Source organism: Peptoniphilus obesi ph1, from assembly GCF_000311865.1.
GTDB lineage: Bacteria > Bacillota > Clostridia > Tissierellales > Peptoniphilaceae > Peptoniphilus_E > Peptoniphilus_E obesi.
In genome coordinates, this window is the sequence record NZ_HE978583.1 from 103,058 (window position 1) to 117,275 (window position 14,218).

Here is a 14,218-nt window from a genome sequence, read left to right on the forward strand (position 1 = left end):
AGTCACCTCAATCTCTACTTGTTACCACTTTATCTATTAAACCGTATTCAACAGCTTCTTCTGGATTTAGATAGTAATCCCTATCTGTATCTTTTTCTATCTTTTCTAATTTTTGTCCGGTTCTTTCTGCAAGAATATGATTTATTCTTTCTCGGATTTCAAGTATTTTTTCAGCATGAATTTGTATGTCTGAAGCTTGTCCTTGAGCTCCGCCAAGTGGTTGATGGATCAAAATGTCTGAGTTTGGTAGTGAAAATCTTTTACCCTTTGTTCCTGCAGCTAGTAGGAAGGCTCCCATTGATGCTGCAAGTCCAATACACATTGTTGATACATCACATTTTATATATTGCATGGTGTCATAGATTGCAAATCCTGCATTTACTGATCCACCTGGACTATTGATATATACTTGAATATCTTTTGTTGGGTCTTCTGCTTCTAGATAAAGAAGTTGTGCCACTATAAGATCTGCCATTGTATTTTCAATTTCGCCACTTATAAAGATGATTCTTTCTTTTAGTAGTCTTGAATAAATGTCGTAGGATCTTTCTCCCCTATTTGTTTGTTCAACAACCATTGGTACTAATGCCATGTTACCACCATTCTTTCTAAATACTCTTATTTATCTTCTTCTTTGCTTTCTTCTTTTTTGTCTTCTTCTTTTTCTTCTTTTGCTTCTACAAATTTTGCATGTTCAACTAAGAAGTCAATTGCTTTTCTGTTTCTTAAGTTTTCTTCTACGCCTTCTTTATTAGCTTCAAGCATTTGTTTTTTCATTTTTTCTTTTTGTTCAGGATCTTTTCCGAAGTATTGTTCGCACATTCTTTCTACTTCTTCTAAGATTTCTTCTTCTGTAACATCAAGACCTTCTTTATCTGCAATTGCTTCTACTGCAAGCATTGTTTTAACTTGGTCTTCAGCGTCGCCTTGTAGATTTTTTCTAAAAGCGTCCATGTCTGAACCGATCATCTTGATATAGTCTTCTAGTGCCATACCTTGTGCTCTTAGACTTTGGTCAAAGTTTTGGATTTGTAGGTCGATTTGATGGTCGATCATACCTTGTGGTACGTCTACTTCCATGCCTTCAACTACTTTGTCTAGGATATTTTTTTCTTTTTCTTGGTCTTCTCTGTATTTAAATTCTTCTTCTCTTTTCTTTCTAAGATCAGCCTTGTATTCATCAACTGTATCGAAATCAGAGATGTCTTTTATGAATTCATCATCAAGTTCTGGTAATTCATCGTAAGAGATTGAATGTAGTTTTATAGAGAATATTGCTTCTTTCCCTTGTAGTTCTTCTGCACCGTAGTCATCTGGGAAGTTTACTTTGATATCAAATTCGTCTCCTACATTGTGACCGATAATTTGTTCTTCAAATCCCGGAACAAATGTGTTTGATCCAAGTTCTATATCTTGTTTTTCGGCTGCTCCACCTTCGAATTCTTCTCCGTCGATTTTTCCAGTAAAGTCGATATTTACTTTATCTTTTTCTTGAGCTGGTCTATCATCAACGTTGATTCTTCTAGCGTTCATTTGTCTTTGGTTTTCCAAATCAGATTCAATTAATTCATCTGTTACTTCATATTTAACTTCTTCTACTTCGATGCCTTTATATTCACCAAGTTTAACTTCTGGTTTTACATCAACATGAACTTTTGCTACAACATCTTCGCCTGGTTTAGCTTCATCTATATCAACATGTGGTTGGTCAACAACTTCTAGTTCAAGTTCTTTTACTGCTTCTTCGTATTTTTCAGGTAGAATTTCGTTGATAGCATCTTCTAAAAATATGTCTTTTCCATACATATTTTCTATGATTTTTCTAGGTGCTTTTCCCTTTCTAAATCCTGGTACTTGAAAATATTGTCTATTCTTTTTAAATATTTCTGTTTCTGCATTTTTAACTTCTTCTGCTGGAAGTGTTATTTCAAAAAATACAGTGTTTTTTTCCTTTTTACTAATTTCGGTCATAATTTCCTCCATAACTCGCTTTCTAATTTATACTAACATTTTATCATATAGATATATATTAATCATTTATTTGTTCTTATTTTAAGGCTTCTAAGATTATATTCATTTCTTCTTCTGTTAGGGTTATTCCCTTTGACATTCTTTCGTGTCCTGGAGCCCATTCTCTTATGTCATATTTTGCATCTCTTCCGTTCCAAGATACAAGATTTATTTCCTTGGTCCAGCCTGATGCTTTTTCTGATAAAACAGCAATTTCTTTTACTATTTCATATTTTATATCTGCCATTATACCACCTATTTGTTTAAGTGTTCTTTTATATATTGACTTGCCTTGTCTAAGGCTTCTTGTGATGATATTTCTTCTTTATTATCTAGATCACTTCTTAGGGAGTATTCAACTATATCTTCTTCTGCTCTTCTTCCAACTGTTATTCTTACTGGAATACCGATTAGGTCTCTATCGTTAAATTTAACTCCTGGTCTATCTTTTCTATCATCTATTAAAACTTCAAAACCTTGGTCTATAAGGTCTTGGTAGATTTTTTCTCCAAGTTCAGCTTGAGATTTATCGTTTGCTTTTAATACTGTGACAATAGCGTGGTATGGTGCAACTACCATTGGCCAAGCAATTCCTTTTTCATCTAGGTATTGCTCTGCAATTGCTGATACACATCTTGTTACTCCAACTCCATATGAACCCATCCAAATTACTTGTTCTTTTCCATTTTCATCTAGGTAGTTTGCATGTAGTCCTTCAGCATATTTTGTCCCTAATTGGAAAATATTTCCAACTTCTATACCTCTTGCAAAGTGGTATAGGTCATTTGTGCCTGGAATTGTGTCTTCTTCTTTTACTAGTAGAAGATCTTCTGCTATTTCTCCGTCAAAGTCTCTTTTGTAGTTTGCATTTATATAGTGACTAGATTCTTTGTTAGCACCGATTACTAAATTTTGAAGTTTTGTTACTGATTTGTCAAGTATTATTCTTACATCTTCTAGGCCTTTTGGTCCAGTAAAGCCTGGAGCTGATCCTATAGATATAATTTCTTCATCTGACATCATTTCAATTTGATGGTCTGGTAGCATTAGGTAGGATTCAAGTTTTGCCATATTTAATTCCCTATCTCCAGGTATAAATACTACAACTTTTTCTCCATTTGCCATAAGATCAATTGCTTTTAGACATTTTGCCTTATCTTCTTCTAGATAAGTTGAAACTTCTTCTATTGTTTTGCAATTTGGTGTCTTAACTTCTTCTAGTTCTTTTTCTTCTTCTTTTTCCCCAACAGGGTAATCTACTGGTGCTTTTTCAACAGTCGCTGCATATTTACCATTTTCTGAATATGCTATTTCGCCTTCGCCCACTTCTGAAAGTGCAATAAATTCATGGCTCTTGTGTCCACCCATAGAACCATTGTCACCTTCAACAATTTTATAATCAAGTTCAAGCCTATCAAATATTTTTTCATAAGCTCTATACATTATCATGTAGGATTTTTCTAATCCTTCAGGATCTCTGTCAAATGAGTAGGCATCTTTCATTGAAAATTCCCTAGTTCTATTTATTCCAAATCTAGGTCTTTTTTCATCTCTGTATTTTGTTTGTATTTGATATAGGTTTAATGGTAATTGCTTATATGATTTTACTTCGTCTTTTATTAATGTTGTAAAATACTCTTCCGCTGTGGGTCCAAGACAAAACTCTCTATCATTTCTATCTTTGAGTTTAAACATTTCAGGTCCAAATCTTTCCCATCTGCCTGTTGCTTCCCAAATTTCTCTTGGTTGAATTGCAGACATAAGAATTTCTTGTGAACCTGCCCTATCCATCTCTTGTCTAACTATGTTTTCAATTTTTCTAACTATTCTGTATCCAAGAGGTAAATAGCTATAAATTCCACTTGCCGATTTTCTTATAAAAGCTCCTCTAACAAGAAGTGCATGAGATTGTATCTCTGCATCTTGAGGATCGTCTTTTAAAGTTGGCATGTATAATTGAGTTAGTCTCATTTTTCCCTCCATTTATTTTTTACAATTAGCAATAATATTATATATTTAAGACTTGTAGCTTTCAAGACTTTTACAATATAGTATAATATATTCTGTACTATTATAACAATAATATTAGCAAGTTCTGATAAAATATCTTAAAATTATTGAATCTTTGTGATAAAATGTTATTTCGGATATAAAAATGAAGGGAGAGTAGTATAAATGGATAACAGATCCATTGGAATTTTTGACAGTGGAGTTGGTGGAATCAGCGTTCTCAACAAACTTCTTAAGTTACTCCCACACGAAAACTACGTTTATATTGGAGATACAATAAGAATGCCCTATGGAATCAGGCCAATTGATGATATAAAAAAACACTCTAAAGAATGTATTGAATTTATTTCTCGTGAAAATTTAAAGGCAGTTGTAATTGCCTGCAATACAGTTTCTTCTTGTGCCATTGATAATCTAAGAGATTCTTATGATTTTCCTATTATAGATGTTGTAAGACCCGGTAGTCGCGATGCTGTTACTGTTACAAGAAACAATAAAATTGCTCTTGTTGCTACTGATGCAACTGTGCATAGTGGCCTTTATAATAAATTTATAAAAAAATTAAACCCTGATATAGAAGTTCAAGCAGTCGCTTGTTCCGACCTTGTTTTAAATATTGAAAACGGACATGCCTTTGATGAAGTTGGCAAGGCTGTTATAAAAAATTATTTAGATGAGTTCGGTGACTTTGATTATGATACTTTGATTTTTGGTTGTACCCACTATCCTTTAGCAAGAGCAAACTTCAAAAAAATATTTAAAGAAGAAGAAAAGGATGTATTTTTAGTAGACCCCGCTCACAATACTGCTTTAGAATTGATGGATACTTTAAAGGAAATGAATGCCTTTAATGATGAAGAAAATGAAGGTAGAGTAAAATTTTTTACAACTTCTGATCCAAAAAGGTTTGAAAAGTTAATTCATGAACATTCAATACTTGCCAAAGATAAAATAAAGGCAAGCAGGGTTTATGTTGATAATATATTCGATATTTAAGTCTTGATTAGTCAAGGCTTTTTTATTTGCCCAAATTTATTTTTATTTCAATTTTTAAATTTCTTTTATAAAAAATCTTATTTTAAATAATCATTTTTAATTTTTTTTAATTATAAGCTATAAATTATCTTAAACAACTAAATGTTTTTATTTTTTCAAAAGGCAAGATTTTAACAGCTCTTTTTTATGAAATTTCTACTTATATTTTCCATTATAATCAAAAAAGAGAAATGGTTTAAATACCACTTCTCTTTTTATTTGCCCAAATTTATATTTTATTTAGGCTGGCATCGTGCAGAGAATATCTAAAATTTGGCAAGCTTTCTCTTTTATAATTCATTTGTTTTTCTCTCCTGTTTAAAAATAAAATTTATACAAATATCTAATCCCTTATCAAAATTTATTAAGTAAATTATATAAAAAAGCTTATCTTTTTTCCATCTAGAAGCTTTTCATATTTATTAGCCTTTATAGTTCAGAATAAAAAAATTCCATAAAATCTATTTGTTTAAAATAAATTCTATGGAATCTAACAATTTATGGTGGAGATGACGGGAGTCGAACCCGTGTCCGAAAACTCTTCACAATCAGCCTCTCCGAGCGCAGACATATTTTTTAAATTCGGTTTAAATCTCGAATTGTCACGATATTTAAACTATATCATCATAAATACCCATCCTGCTATGATGACTTACAGAACTTTGTTTCCCACTAATTTGACACCTTATTATTAGCCGTGGGCCTCTAACATAAGATGAGCAGCGCTTAGGCTGCTAGAGCGTAATTTTCGTTTTCGCTTAATTTTTTTGAGACTTTTTAAGTTGCTTCTCACAACTGCTCGCTGCTGAAGGCTCCAAATCCCCGTCGAAGCCAGTTTCATCCCCACGAGTCTATTTAAACATTATATAACATTTAGTCTTTTTGGTCAAAATGACTTTTTAGATTAAATATTAAGTAAGCTATTAATCCACCCAAAAGATTTAAAATAATATCATCTATATCTACTGACCTGCCCATGAAAAATTGAAAAAATTCTATAAAAAATGAAATTAGTGTAAGTGTTATCATAAATTTTTTTAAATTTCTCAAAGGTTTATAGAGGTAAATTAGCATATAAGCTAGTGGAATAAATATTAAGATATTGCCAATTATATTAGAGAATATATGAAAAGAAGCGGAATAATTTATATAATTCTTTATGGTTCTAAAAGGAACTATATTTACTCCCCAATTGCCTTGGTGGATTCTTTCCTTAAAATCTCCTATAAAATCGAAATTGTTTGATGACAATTCTATTCCCTTATTTGATAAGTAGGCATTTGGCATAAATAATATTAGGCTGAGTGCAGAGGCGTATCCTGCAAATAGAGAATATACAAATTCTCTTTTTGAGTTTGATTTATATTTATATTCTTTAAAAAACCGAGTCCTTATTAAAGAGAAAATGATAAAGCTAAAGATAAAGACAAATATTACTCTTGGCAAAAAGAATAAAATTTGTCTCATTTGTTCAAGACTTCTTTAAAGGATTTTATATGATAATCATTTTTTGCTTTCATATCTTCCCAAGCTTTTCCTGCAGTTACATCATAGACTGCTGTCGTTTGCATGCCAGCCTCTTTTGCAGCGACTAGAGCGTAGGGTGCATCATCATAGACCATAATTTCTTGATTTTCTACGCCCATTTTTTGAGCCAAGATATCAAAAAATTCTCTCTTGGATTTTGATATTTCTATATCTTCAACAGATTGAATGTAATCAAAATATTTTTCTAGTTCCAGCCTTTTAAATACATGGGCTAAGAGATGTCTTTGAGTCGCTGTGCCGAGTGCTAGAGTATAGCCTTTTTCTATATAGTGCTTAAGTGTTTCTTCTGCAGCTTCTTTAAATTCAACTCTGTTTGAGTAAAAATCAATTATCATCTCTTGGTAGTCATTGTAGACCTCTATTGGATCTTTTTTTAAATCATAATAATCAATCAAATAATTTATGCTGGTTGCAAGATCCATCACCGTTAATTTGTGAGCAACATCTTCATCTAATTCTATATCAAATTTTCTTAAATAATTTTTAGATAAGCTTCTATACATTGTCATGGAATCGATCAGGGTTCCATCTAAATCAAATATTATTCCTTTCACCTAATACCTCATTTCTTTAAAATATTATACAAGTGCAAATTTTATAAGTCAATTTTTTAGAATTCAATTTCTATAAATTGAACTTGTATTTATAATTATATTTTGTTATAATTCTTTTAGTGTAAAAAATAAATAAAAAATTACTTGCATTTTTTAAAAAAATCTTGTATACTAGTAAAGTAGTTCGTCGGGGTGTAGCGCAGTTTGGTAGCGCACGTGGTTTGGGACCATGGGGCCGGGGGTTCAAATCCTCTCACCCCGACCATTATTTTAACCATCTTTTTAGATGGTTATTTTTTTGCCCATTTTAAAAATTCTTATCTTGAAAATTCTATTTTCTAAAAATATTTTTTTAATAAAAACTTACCCTTAGTATTGTATCAATATAAAATGTTTGGATCTAAAGTGAAGTATCCTAATTCATAGGCATCTTTTCCTTGTTTCAAACATTCTAATATTATTTCTTTTTCATATTCTTCAGATATGTCGATGTTTGGAAACATACTTCCAAATCTTTCAATGTATTTATTTTCTAAATTTTCAATTTCTTTCATTTTTATCTATCTACTTGCTAATTTCAAATATGTTTTAATTTTTTATAAATATTACTCTTCTATTATTCTTGTATAAAAAAAGTCCGCCAAGAGCGAACTTCTTATAATCTTATCTTTTTTTATTTATTCTTCCACTGGTAAAACCACAAGCATCTTAAATTTTGTTACTGCTTCTACGTGGTGGACTACTCCTTTTTTAAATACAAATTGCTTGCCTGGATAAATTTTATGTTTTACATCTTCACCTTCATTTACTGCATAGCCTTCTCCTTCTAATGGGATAATCAGGGCATCTCCTGGGGATCCATGTGGATCAAGGGCAGTATTTTCATCAAAGGATATTAAAATTAATTTTACATGGTCTGTATCTTTTAAGTATATTTCATTTACCTTATTTTCTATGTAGTCGATTTGTTCTTTTAATTCAATTACTTGTCCTTTTAATATATTTTCCATATTGACCTCCTTTGTTATCTTATTTATACCCAAATCATATTTAAGAATAGTTTGCTTTTATTGGCTAATTTTAGGCAAAAGAAAAAGCAGCTCAAAGGCTGCTCATTTTCTCTTATTAAATTGTCTAATTAATATAATTCCTTAAATACTTCGAAGAATCCTTGTGGATGATCACATGCTGGACATATTTCTGGAGCTTCTTTTCCTTCATAAATATATCCGCAGTTGTTACATTTCCAAAGTACAATATTATCTTTTTTGAATAGTTTTCCTTCTTCAAAGTTTTTAGCTAATTTTAAAAATCTTGCTTCATGGTGTTTTTCAACTGAAGCTATTTCATCAAATCCTTCTTCTTTTGCAACTTTTGCAAATTCAGGATACATACTTTCATGTTCTCCATTTTCTCCAGCAGCTGATGCTTTTAGGTTTGAAAGAGTGTCACCTAAGTGGATTGGATATGATCCATCTATTGCTAGTTCTTCTCCGTCTAAATCTTTTACTAAGAATTTATAAAGTCTCTTAGCATGAGCTAGTTCGTTTCTTGCTGTTTCTTCAAAAATATTAGCAATTTGAATGTATTTATCTGATCTAGCCTTAGCTGCATAGTAAGTGTATCTTGCATTTGCTTGCGATTCCCCTGCAAATGAAGTTAATAGGTTTACTGCTGTTTTAGTTCCCTTTAATGATCCCATTTTTATTACCCCTTTCTGGCAAATATCTCCAATATCTTTTAGGCATGTTAGCTGCCATCAATTTTTTGTTATCTCTGTTCTCTATTTTAACACAATTGTAAAATCTTATCCAAGCGTCCTCAAGAAAGTCCTCATCTTGGTCATATTCGATATTTAGATTATCAACCTTATATATCCTGCACTCTTTATTTGCATAAAAGCCAGCTTTTTTTCTGTTTTTATCATAGATTATAAATTTTTCATTCATGAGTCTTTTTGCAAAATGACCCAGTAAAATTTCTAAGATATCATTTTCTGGCTCAATTATAGCAAAGAGAATTTGATTTTCTAGTTTTTTAAACCTAAGTAGACCCTTGTATTTATGGTTTTCTGAATATACATTTTTAATCATTGCCATAAATTTTTTGCAATCTGGATTTGGACTGCTCAATACTTTAAGCCCTTTTGTAAAAACTAATTTTATGACTCTTGCTATGCTAGTTTCTGGATTTTCTTGTCTGGAGCTAAAGCATAAAAACACACTATCTGAAAATCTTCTGGATATTTTTTCTTCCATGGCAAGTTCTACTCTTTTTGCCTTGTCTAGGTCTGTTTTTGTTAATATGCAATCTTCAAAAAAATTAATCTGGTCTGTCTTTTTCTTAATTTCTATATCTTCTATTACTTTGTAAGCATCGAAGACTGTGCTTAAAAAGCCTTCATAAGTTCCATCATACAAGTATTTCATTTTCATCACCGAAAAAACTTATTTGTTGTGGCTTTTTAAATTTATCTTCTGTCATTAAGTATCTTAGAGTGTCAACGCTTGTAAATTTATCTCCCCTATAGGCTCCCATGACAGTTATAAAGTTTTTAGCTCTTTTGGTAGAAATTTTTAGTGTTTTTAAGTCGTCATATTTTAAAGCGGCGTAGGATCTTGCTTTTATAATTCTTCTTGCATAAGTCCTGCCAAAGCCTGGAATCAACAACAGTTCTTCATAGCTTGCCCTATTTATTTCTATAGGAAAAAGATTTATGTGGTTTATTGCCCAATTCATCTTAGGATCCATTTTTAAATCAAAGTTTGGTTGGTCATCATTTAGGAGTTGACCAGTTTTAAATCCATAAAATCTAAGCAGAAAGTCTGCTTGGTATATCCTATGCTCCCTAAGTAGGGGTGGATTTTTTAATTTTTGGCTAAGCTGGGCAGAATTTACTGGTATATAGGCTGAATAATAAACTCTTTTCATAGTAAAATTATCGTACAAACTTTGTGCCCTGTTCATAATTGCCAAATCATTTTCTCCACTAGCTCCGATTATCATTTGTGTGGTTTGTCCTGCTGTTACAAATTTGGGTGCTGATTTGAATTTTTTTCTTTCTTCCTTGTTTATTACAAGCTGGTCTGATACAAATTTCATGGGTTGGAAAATTTTTTGATATGACTTTTGTGGTGCCAAGGCTGTTAATGAATTTGCTGTTGGAAGCTCTATATTTATGGATAATCTATCGACAAGTTCTCCTAATTCTTTTACTAATTCAGATGAGGCTCCTGGTATTGATTTCATATGTATATAGCCGTAGAACTTTTCTTTATTTCTAAGAATTTTTGCTACTTCAATTAATTTTTCCATTGTGTAATCTGGAGATTTTATTACGCCACTTGATAGAAAAAGTCCTTCTATATAATTTCTCTTGTAAAAATTTATGGTTAAATAGGCAACTTCTTCTGGTGTAAATTCTTCTCTTTTTACATCATTTTGGGCCCTATTTATACAATAATCACAATTATATATGCACTTGTTTGTATATAGGATTTTTAAAAGTGATATACATCTTCCGTCTTCGCTCCAAGAATGACATATCCCACTCATATGACCATTTCCTATGCCGTCTTTATTTTTCCTGTTTGAGTTGCTTGATGAACAAGAGGCATCATATTTTGCAGCATCTGTTAATATGGCTAATTTGTCGATTAATTCCAATTCCATCACCTTTTATGATTATAGCAAATAAACGTATGTTTTGTAAACATACGTTTATTTGTAACCAGTCAAAGTAAGGAAATCTTTGATTATCAATATGTAATTATATTTTTTTTACTGCAGTTACCCTATTTTTATCAAATGTCAGGCTATCTGTAAGAGCTTTTACAAGTATTAGCCCTCTACCGCTCGATGATCTACTTGTAAAATCGTAATTATCAAAGTCAAAGTCTACTCCATTGCCTTCGTCTTCAATATCTATTATCACGTTTTCATCTTTTATACGAATTGATAAAGAAATGTCTTTTTTAGAATCCTTCTTATTGCCGTGGAACAAACTATTAACCATTAATTCATCTAATATTAATTTCAGATCAAACATAGTATCTTCATCGCAAATATATTTTTTTAAATCAAGTACTGCATTTTCAAGAAAACTTTTAAGCTGGTTTAAATCACTTTTAACTTTTCCTTCGTACTCAAATGTAGTAGACATATATTCACTTCCTCAATTTATAATTACCCTTTGAATTAATAGCTAAACTTTTATATAATCTAATATGACAATTAAATTTTACAATTTAGGTAAAAAATTATTAACTTAATATATGAAAGGAGTTTTTTATTAATGAAAAAATTCGAATGTACAGTTTGCGGTTATATATATGATCCTAGCGTGGGCGATGAAGACGGCGGAATTGACGCTGGAACTGCTTTTGCAGATCTTCCAGAAGATTGGGAATGTCCAGTTTGTGGAGCTAGCAAATCTGAATTTGAAGAAGTTGAAGAATAATTAAATAATTTTAAAAAGACAAGGCTATTATTTTTAGCTTTGTCTTTTTTATTTGAAAACTATTTATAAAATTTAATTTGAGTATAAAAAAGGGCTAGTTATCTAGCCCTTATATTTTAGTTTTTATACATATTTAATTCTTCTAATAATTTATCTATTTCATCTATTATTGATCCTATAAAGGCTATTGTGTCTGAAAGTGGTTTTGTGCTAGACATATCAAGTCCTGCTGCTTTTGAAAGTTCTATTGGTCCCATAGATCCACCTAGTTTTAAAACTTCTAGCCATTTATCTCTATCTGCTTCTGTGCCATTTACAAGTTTATCAGAAATCATTGTTCCAATTGTAAGGCCTGCTTGGTAGGTAAATGAGTAAAGTCCCATATAGTAGTGAGGTTGTCTCATCCAAGTTAGTTCAGAACCAGGAACAAGTTTTACTGAATCAGACCAAAATTCTTTTAGTTTATCATTAAATATTTGATTTAATTCTTCTGCTGTCAAGCTTTCTTTCTTATCAACTCTTCTATAAACTTCTCTTTGGAAAGCCGCTTCTAGGAAGTGGGTTACAAAGTTGTGGTAGTAAGTTTTGCTAATCATTGTTGTTAGTACCCAAAGTTTTTCTCTTTTAGATTTTGCATTTTTTAGTAAAAATCTTTCCATTGTTATTTCATTTGCAGTTGAAGGAGCTTCTACAAAATACATGCTCATTTCTGCGTTTAAAGCTTTTTGATTTGCATTTGATAGTATTCCTTGTCCAGCATGACCTAGTTCATGAGATAGGGTCATAACTTGGCTCATCTTATTGTTATAAGTTGTCATTATAAATGGATGAGATCCGTATGGACTTGAACAAAAGGCTCCAGTTCTCTTGCCTATGTTTTGTGCATAGTCAATCCAGTTTTCATCAAAGGCTTTTTTTATCATATCAGTATAGTCTTTTCCTAGTGGAGAAAGTCCTTTTACTATTTGGTCTCTTGCTTCTTCTATGCTGACTTCTGGTTCAAAATCTAAATCTATTCCTAGTTTTAAATCTGCATAAGTCATCTTGTCCAGTCCGTAGTGTCTTTTGATAATATTTGCATATTTTCTCATGTGTGGAGCTAGTTCTTTCATAATAAGGTCTATGTGATTTTCATATATATCAAAATCCACATCTTGCCTATCTAATAAATAGTGGAATACTGATTTATAGCCTCTTATGTCTGATATTCTTTTTTCATTTGTTATTTGATTGTTGTAGATGGAAGCTGTTGTGTTTTCATATTTTCTTAAAGTGTCGTGGTATCTTTTAAAGGCTTCTCTTCTAACTTCTGTTCTTGGGTCAAGTTCAAGATATTCTTCGAAGGTATTGTGGTTTAGGTTGATTTCTTGGCCTTGGTAGTCAAAGTTTTCAAAAGACATATCTCCGTATCTTGTATCGTTATAGTTTTGATAAGCTGCATCTAGGCTAGGAGCAAGTTTTGCAAGTAGGCTTTCTTGGCCTTGATCTAATTTGTATTTAGCTTGGTCTTTTATTCTTTTTAAAAAGTATTTATATTCTGGCCTATCTTTTGCTGCTTTTTCTAAAATTTCTGGATCTAGTTTTGAAATTTCTAGCATATAAAAAGAAAGTTCTGCCCAGATATTTGATAAAGCATTTAATAGATTAGCTTCTCTTTTTACTGGATTTTGGTCTGTTGCATCAACTTCTTTTGTTATTTCTGCAAAAGTTTGAAGGTCTCCTGAAAGATGTATTATATCAGAATAAGCATCTAGAGACGCTAATAATTCTTCTTCGTTTCCTATATTTTTATAGTTTTTTAAAAAATCATCTGCCAAATTTTTTAATCTTTCTAGATCTTTATAAAAACTAGGATCATCTGCATATAAGTCTTCTATTGCCCATTTTTCTTTTTTAGATATTTCGCTTCTTTTTTTCATAGCACTTTCCTTTCTTTTTTACTTATCAATCTTTATCTTCTAATTCTGAAAGATTTTCAGTTTTTGCAATTATAAGTAGATTATCATCTTCTTGAATTTTTTCATCAGGTCCTGGAGTAAAAATTATCTGATCATCTCTTTTAAATGCCACTACATTGACCTCATATTTATCTCTTAAGTCTAAATCTCTTAAACTTTTTCCTATCCATTTTTTTCTTGCCTTTAATTCCACTAGGGTAAATTCACTAGAAAATTTTAGCATTTCAAGTATGTTTGACCCAGAAATTATATTGGCAAGTCTGTTTCCTGTATCAAGTTCTGGATAAGTAATTTTATCTACGCCGATTTTTTCTAAAATCCTCGCATGGGTTTCACTTGTTGCCTTGGCTATAATTGTTTGGACTCCTGCATCTTTACATATTAAGCTTGCTTCTATTGAAGCTTCCAGATTGGTTCCTGTTCCTATAACTGCCACATCAAAATTTGATATTCCAAGCTCTTCCATAGCTTCCTCATCTGTCATATCTGCTTGGACAGCACTTGTAACGTTGTCTGCTATTTTTTGTACCTTATTATAGTTTATATCAACAGCCATAACTTCTACATTTTTTTCATAGAGTTTTTTTGCAACTGCAGTACCAAATCTTCCAAGACCTAGTACAATAACATTTTTCTTCATAATT

At 31.3% G+C, this 14,218-nt stretch carries 16 protein-coding genes, 1 tRNA gene and 1 other RNA gene; 3 read left to right on the forward strand and 15 right to left on the reverse strand.

All coding sequences use genetic code 11. The annotated features are described in order from the left end of the window. Window positions 1-7 precede the first annotated feature (7 nt). From clpP to HGPB_RS08185, 4 genes are all read right to left on the reverse strand, one after another. Entirely contained in the window at window positions 8-592 is a 585-nt protein-coding gene (gene clpP / locus HGPB_RS08170) for an ATP-dependent Clp endopeptidase proteolytic subunit ClpP (protein WP_019133202.1), read from the reverse strand. A gap of 26 nt (window positions 593-618) precedes the next feature. Then, window positions 619-1,971 carry a trigger factor gene (tig, locus tag HGPB_RS08175; protein WP_019133203.1) on the reverse strand — a complete coding sequence of 451 codons (1,353 nt, stop codon included), beginning with the start codon at window positions 1,969-1,971 and terminating at the stop codon, window positions 619-621. 76 nt (window positions 1,972-2,047) lie between these two features. Beyond that, complete coding sequence (locus tag HGPB_RS08180; RefSeq protein ID WP_019133204.1) at window positions 2,048-2,257, reverse strand: YdbC family protein; 210 nt, start codon at window positions 2,255-2,257, stop codon at window positions 2,048-2,050. 8 nt (window positions 2,258-2,265) lie between these two features. Then, window positions 2,266-3,981, reverse strand: coding sequence for a proline--tRNA ligase (locus tag HGPB_RS08185; RefSeq protein ID WP_019133205.1), 1,716 nt, complete (start codon window positions 3,979-3,981; stop codon window positions 2,266-2,268). Between the two features lie 204 nt (window positions 3,982-4,185). Between HGPB_RS08185 and murI the strand changes: the two genes are divergently transcribed. Then, window positions 4,186-5,016, forward strand: a complete 831-nt coding sequence (gene murI, locus HGPB_RS08190) for a glutamate racemase (protein ID WP_019133206.1) — start codon at window positions 4,186-4,188, stop codon at window positions 5,014-5,016. 540 nt (window positions 5,017-5,556) lie between these two features. On the opposite strand, the gene ssrA is transcribed toward murI, so the two are convergent. From ssrA to HGPB_RS08200, 3 genes are all read right to left on the reverse strand, one after another. Next, window positions 5,557-5,900, reverse strand: a transfer-messenger RNA (tmRNA) gene (ssrA, locus tag HGPB_RS08720). Between the two features lie 28 nt (window positions 5,901-5,928). Next, window positions 5,929-6,522 (reverse strand): VanZ family protein, encoded by a 594-nt coding sequence (locus HGPB_RS08195; RefSeq protein WP_019133207.1) that lies wholly within the window; start codon window positions 6,520-6,522, stop codon window positions 5,929-5,931. Next, window positions 6,519-7,157 (reverse strand): HAD family hydrolase, encoded by a 639-nt coding sequence (locus HGPB_RS08200; RefSeq protein ID WP_019133208.1) that lies wholly within the window; start codon window positions 7,155-7,157, stop codon window positions 6,519-6,521. The genes HGPB_RS08195 and HGPB_RS08200 overlap by 4 nt, the downstream gene beginning before the upstream one ends. Before the next feature lie 188 nt (window positions 7,158-7,345). On the opposite strand from HGPB_RS08200, the gene HGPB_RS08205 reads away from it, so the two are divergent. After that, window positions 7,346-7,422, forward strand: a tRNA-Pro gene (locus tag HGPB_RS08205). A 115-nt stretch (window positions 7,423-7,537) separates the two neighbouring features. On the opposite strand, the gene HGPB_RS08210 is transcribed toward HGPB_RS08205, so the two are convergent. The 6 genes from HGPB_RS08210 to HGPB_RS08235 all read right to left on the reverse strand — a co-directional run bounded on the left by HGPB_RS08210 (window position 7,538) and on the right by HGPB_RS08235 (window position 11,319). Continuing rightward, window positions 7,538-7,711, reverse strand: coding sequence for a hypothetical protein (locus tag HGPB_RS08210; RefSeq protein ID WP_019133209.1), 174 nt, complete (start codon window positions 7,709-7,711; stop codon window positions 7,538-7,540). A gap of 123 nt (window positions 7,712-7,834) precedes the next feature. Then, complete coding sequence (locus HGPB_RS08215) at window positions 7,835-8,167, reverse strand: cupin domain-containing protein (RefSeq protein ID WP_019133210.1); 333 nt, start codon at window positions 8,165-8,167, stop codon at window positions 7,835-7,837. Window positions 8,168-8,295: 128 nt separating this feature from the next. Continuing rightward, a complete protein-coding gene (rbr, locus tag HGPB_RS08220; protein WP_019133211.1) occupies window positions 8,296-8,859 on the reverse strand; it encodes a rubrerythrin in 564 nt (187 codons plus the stop codon). Next, a complete protein-coding gene (locus tag HGPB_RS08225; protein WP_019133212.1) occupies window positions 8,837-9,586 on the reverse strand; it encodes a TIGR03915 family putative DNA repair protein in 750 nt (249 codons plus the stop codon). The genes rbr and HGPB_RS08225 overlap by 23 nt, the downstream gene beginning before the upstream one ends. Further along, window positions 9,570-10,823, reverse strand: coding sequence for a putative DNA modification/repair radical SAM protein (locus tag HGPB_RS08230; protein ID WP_019133213.1), 1,254 nt, complete (start codon window positions 10,821-10,823; stop codon window positions 9,570-9,572). The genes HGPB_RS08225 and HGPB_RS08230 overlap by 17 nt, the downstream gene beginning before the upstream one ends. Before the next feature lie 103 nt (window positions 10,824-10,926). Next, a complete protein-coding gene (locus tag HGPB_RS08235) occupies window positions 10,927-11,319 on the reverse strand; it encodes an ATP-binding protein (RefSeq protein WP_019133214.1) in 393 nt (130 codons plus the stop codon). 132 nt (window positions 11,320-11,451) lie between these two features. Here HGPB_RS08235 and rd point away from each other — a divergent pair, with 132 nt between their 5' ends. Beyond that, the gene (gene rd / locus HGPB_RS08725; protein ID WP_019133215.1) at window positions 11,452-11,616 is read left to right on the forward strand and encodes a rubredoxin; all 165 of its coding nucleotides are present in this window, start codon (window positions 11,452-11,454) and stop codon (window positions 11,614-11,616) included. Window positions 11,617-11,732: 116 nt separating this feature from the next. Here rd and pepF read toward each other — a convergent pair whose 3' ends face one another. Together pepF and HGPB_RS08245 are read right to left on the reverse strand one after the other, a co-directional pair. Further along, entirely contained in the window at window positions 11,733-13,535 is a 1,803-nt protein-coding gene (pepF, locus tag HGPB_RS08240; protein WP_019133216.1) for an oligoendopeptidase F, read from the reverse strand. Window positions 13,536-13,560: 25 nt separating this feature from the next. Then, window positions 13,561-14,214 carry a potassium channel family protein gene (locus tag HGPB_RS08245; RefSeq protein ID WP_019133217.1) on the reverse strand — a complete coding sequence of 218 codons (654 nt, stop codon included), beginning with the start codon at window positions 14,212-14,214 and terminating at the stop codon, window positions 13,561-13,563. Window positions 14,215-14,218: the final 4 nt, after the last annotated feature.

What these genes read in the sequence shown, in the direction of transcription:
- clpP (WP_019133202.1), bottom strand. Translation starts at nt 592, where the DNA reads ATGGCATTAGTACCAATGGTTGTTGAACAAACAAATAGGGGAGAAAGA.
- tig (WP_019133203.1), bottom strand. Translation starts at nt 1,971, where the DNA reads ATGACCGAAATTAGTAAAAAGGAAAAAAACACTGTATTTTTTGAAATA.
- HGPB_RS08180 (WP_019133204.1), bottom strand. Translation starts at nt 2,257, where the DNA reads ATGGCAGATATAAAATATGAAATAGTAAAAGAAATTGCTGTTTTATCA.
- HGPB_RS08185 (WP_019133205.1), bottom strand. Translation starts at nt 3,981, where the DNA reads ATGAGACTAACTCAATTATACATGCCAACTTTAAAAGACGATCCTCAA.
- murI (WP_019133206.1), top strand. Translation starts at nt 4,186, where the DNA reads ATGGATAACAGATCCATTGGAATTTTTGACAGTGGAGTTGGTGGAATC.
- HGPB_RS08195 (WP_019133207.1), bottom strand. Translation starts at nt 6,522, where the DNA reads ATGAGACAAATTTTATTCTTTTTGCCAAGAGTAATATTTGTCTTTATC.
- HGPB_RS08210 (WP_019133209.1), bottom strand. Translation starts at nt 7,711, where the DNA reads ATGAAAGAAATTGAAAATTTAGAAAATAAATACATTGAAAGATTTGGA.
- HGPB_RS08215 (WP_019133210.1), bottom strand. Translation starts at nt 8,167, where the DNA reads ATGGAAAATATATTAAAAGGACAAGTAATTGAATTAAAAGAACAAATC.
- rbr (WP_019133211.1), bottom strand. Translation starts at nt 8,859, where the DNA reads ATGGGATCATTAAAGGGAACTAAAACAGCAGTAAACCTATTAACTTCA.
- HGPB_RS08225 (WP_019133212.1), bottom strand. Translation starts at nt 9,586, where the DNA reads ATGAAATACTTGTATGATGGAACTTATGAAGGCTTTTTAAGCACAGTC.
- HGPB_RS08235 (WP_019133214.1), bottom strand. Translation starts at nt 11,319, where the DNA reads ATGTCTACTACATTTGAGTACGAAGGAAAAGTTAAAAGTGATTTAAAC.
- rd (WP_019133215.1), top strand. Translation starts at nt 11,452, where the DNA reads ATGAAAAAATTCGAATGTACAGTTTGCGGTTATATATATGATCCTAGC.
- pepF (WP_019133216.1), bottom strand. Translation starts at nt 13,535, where the DNA reads ATGAAAAAAAGAAGCGAAATATCTAAAAAAGAAAAATGGGCAATAGAA.
- HGPB_RS08245 (WP_019133217.1), bottom strand. Translation starts at nt 14,214, where the DNA reads ATGAAGAAAAATGTTATTGTACTAGGTCTTGGAAGATTTGGTACTGCA.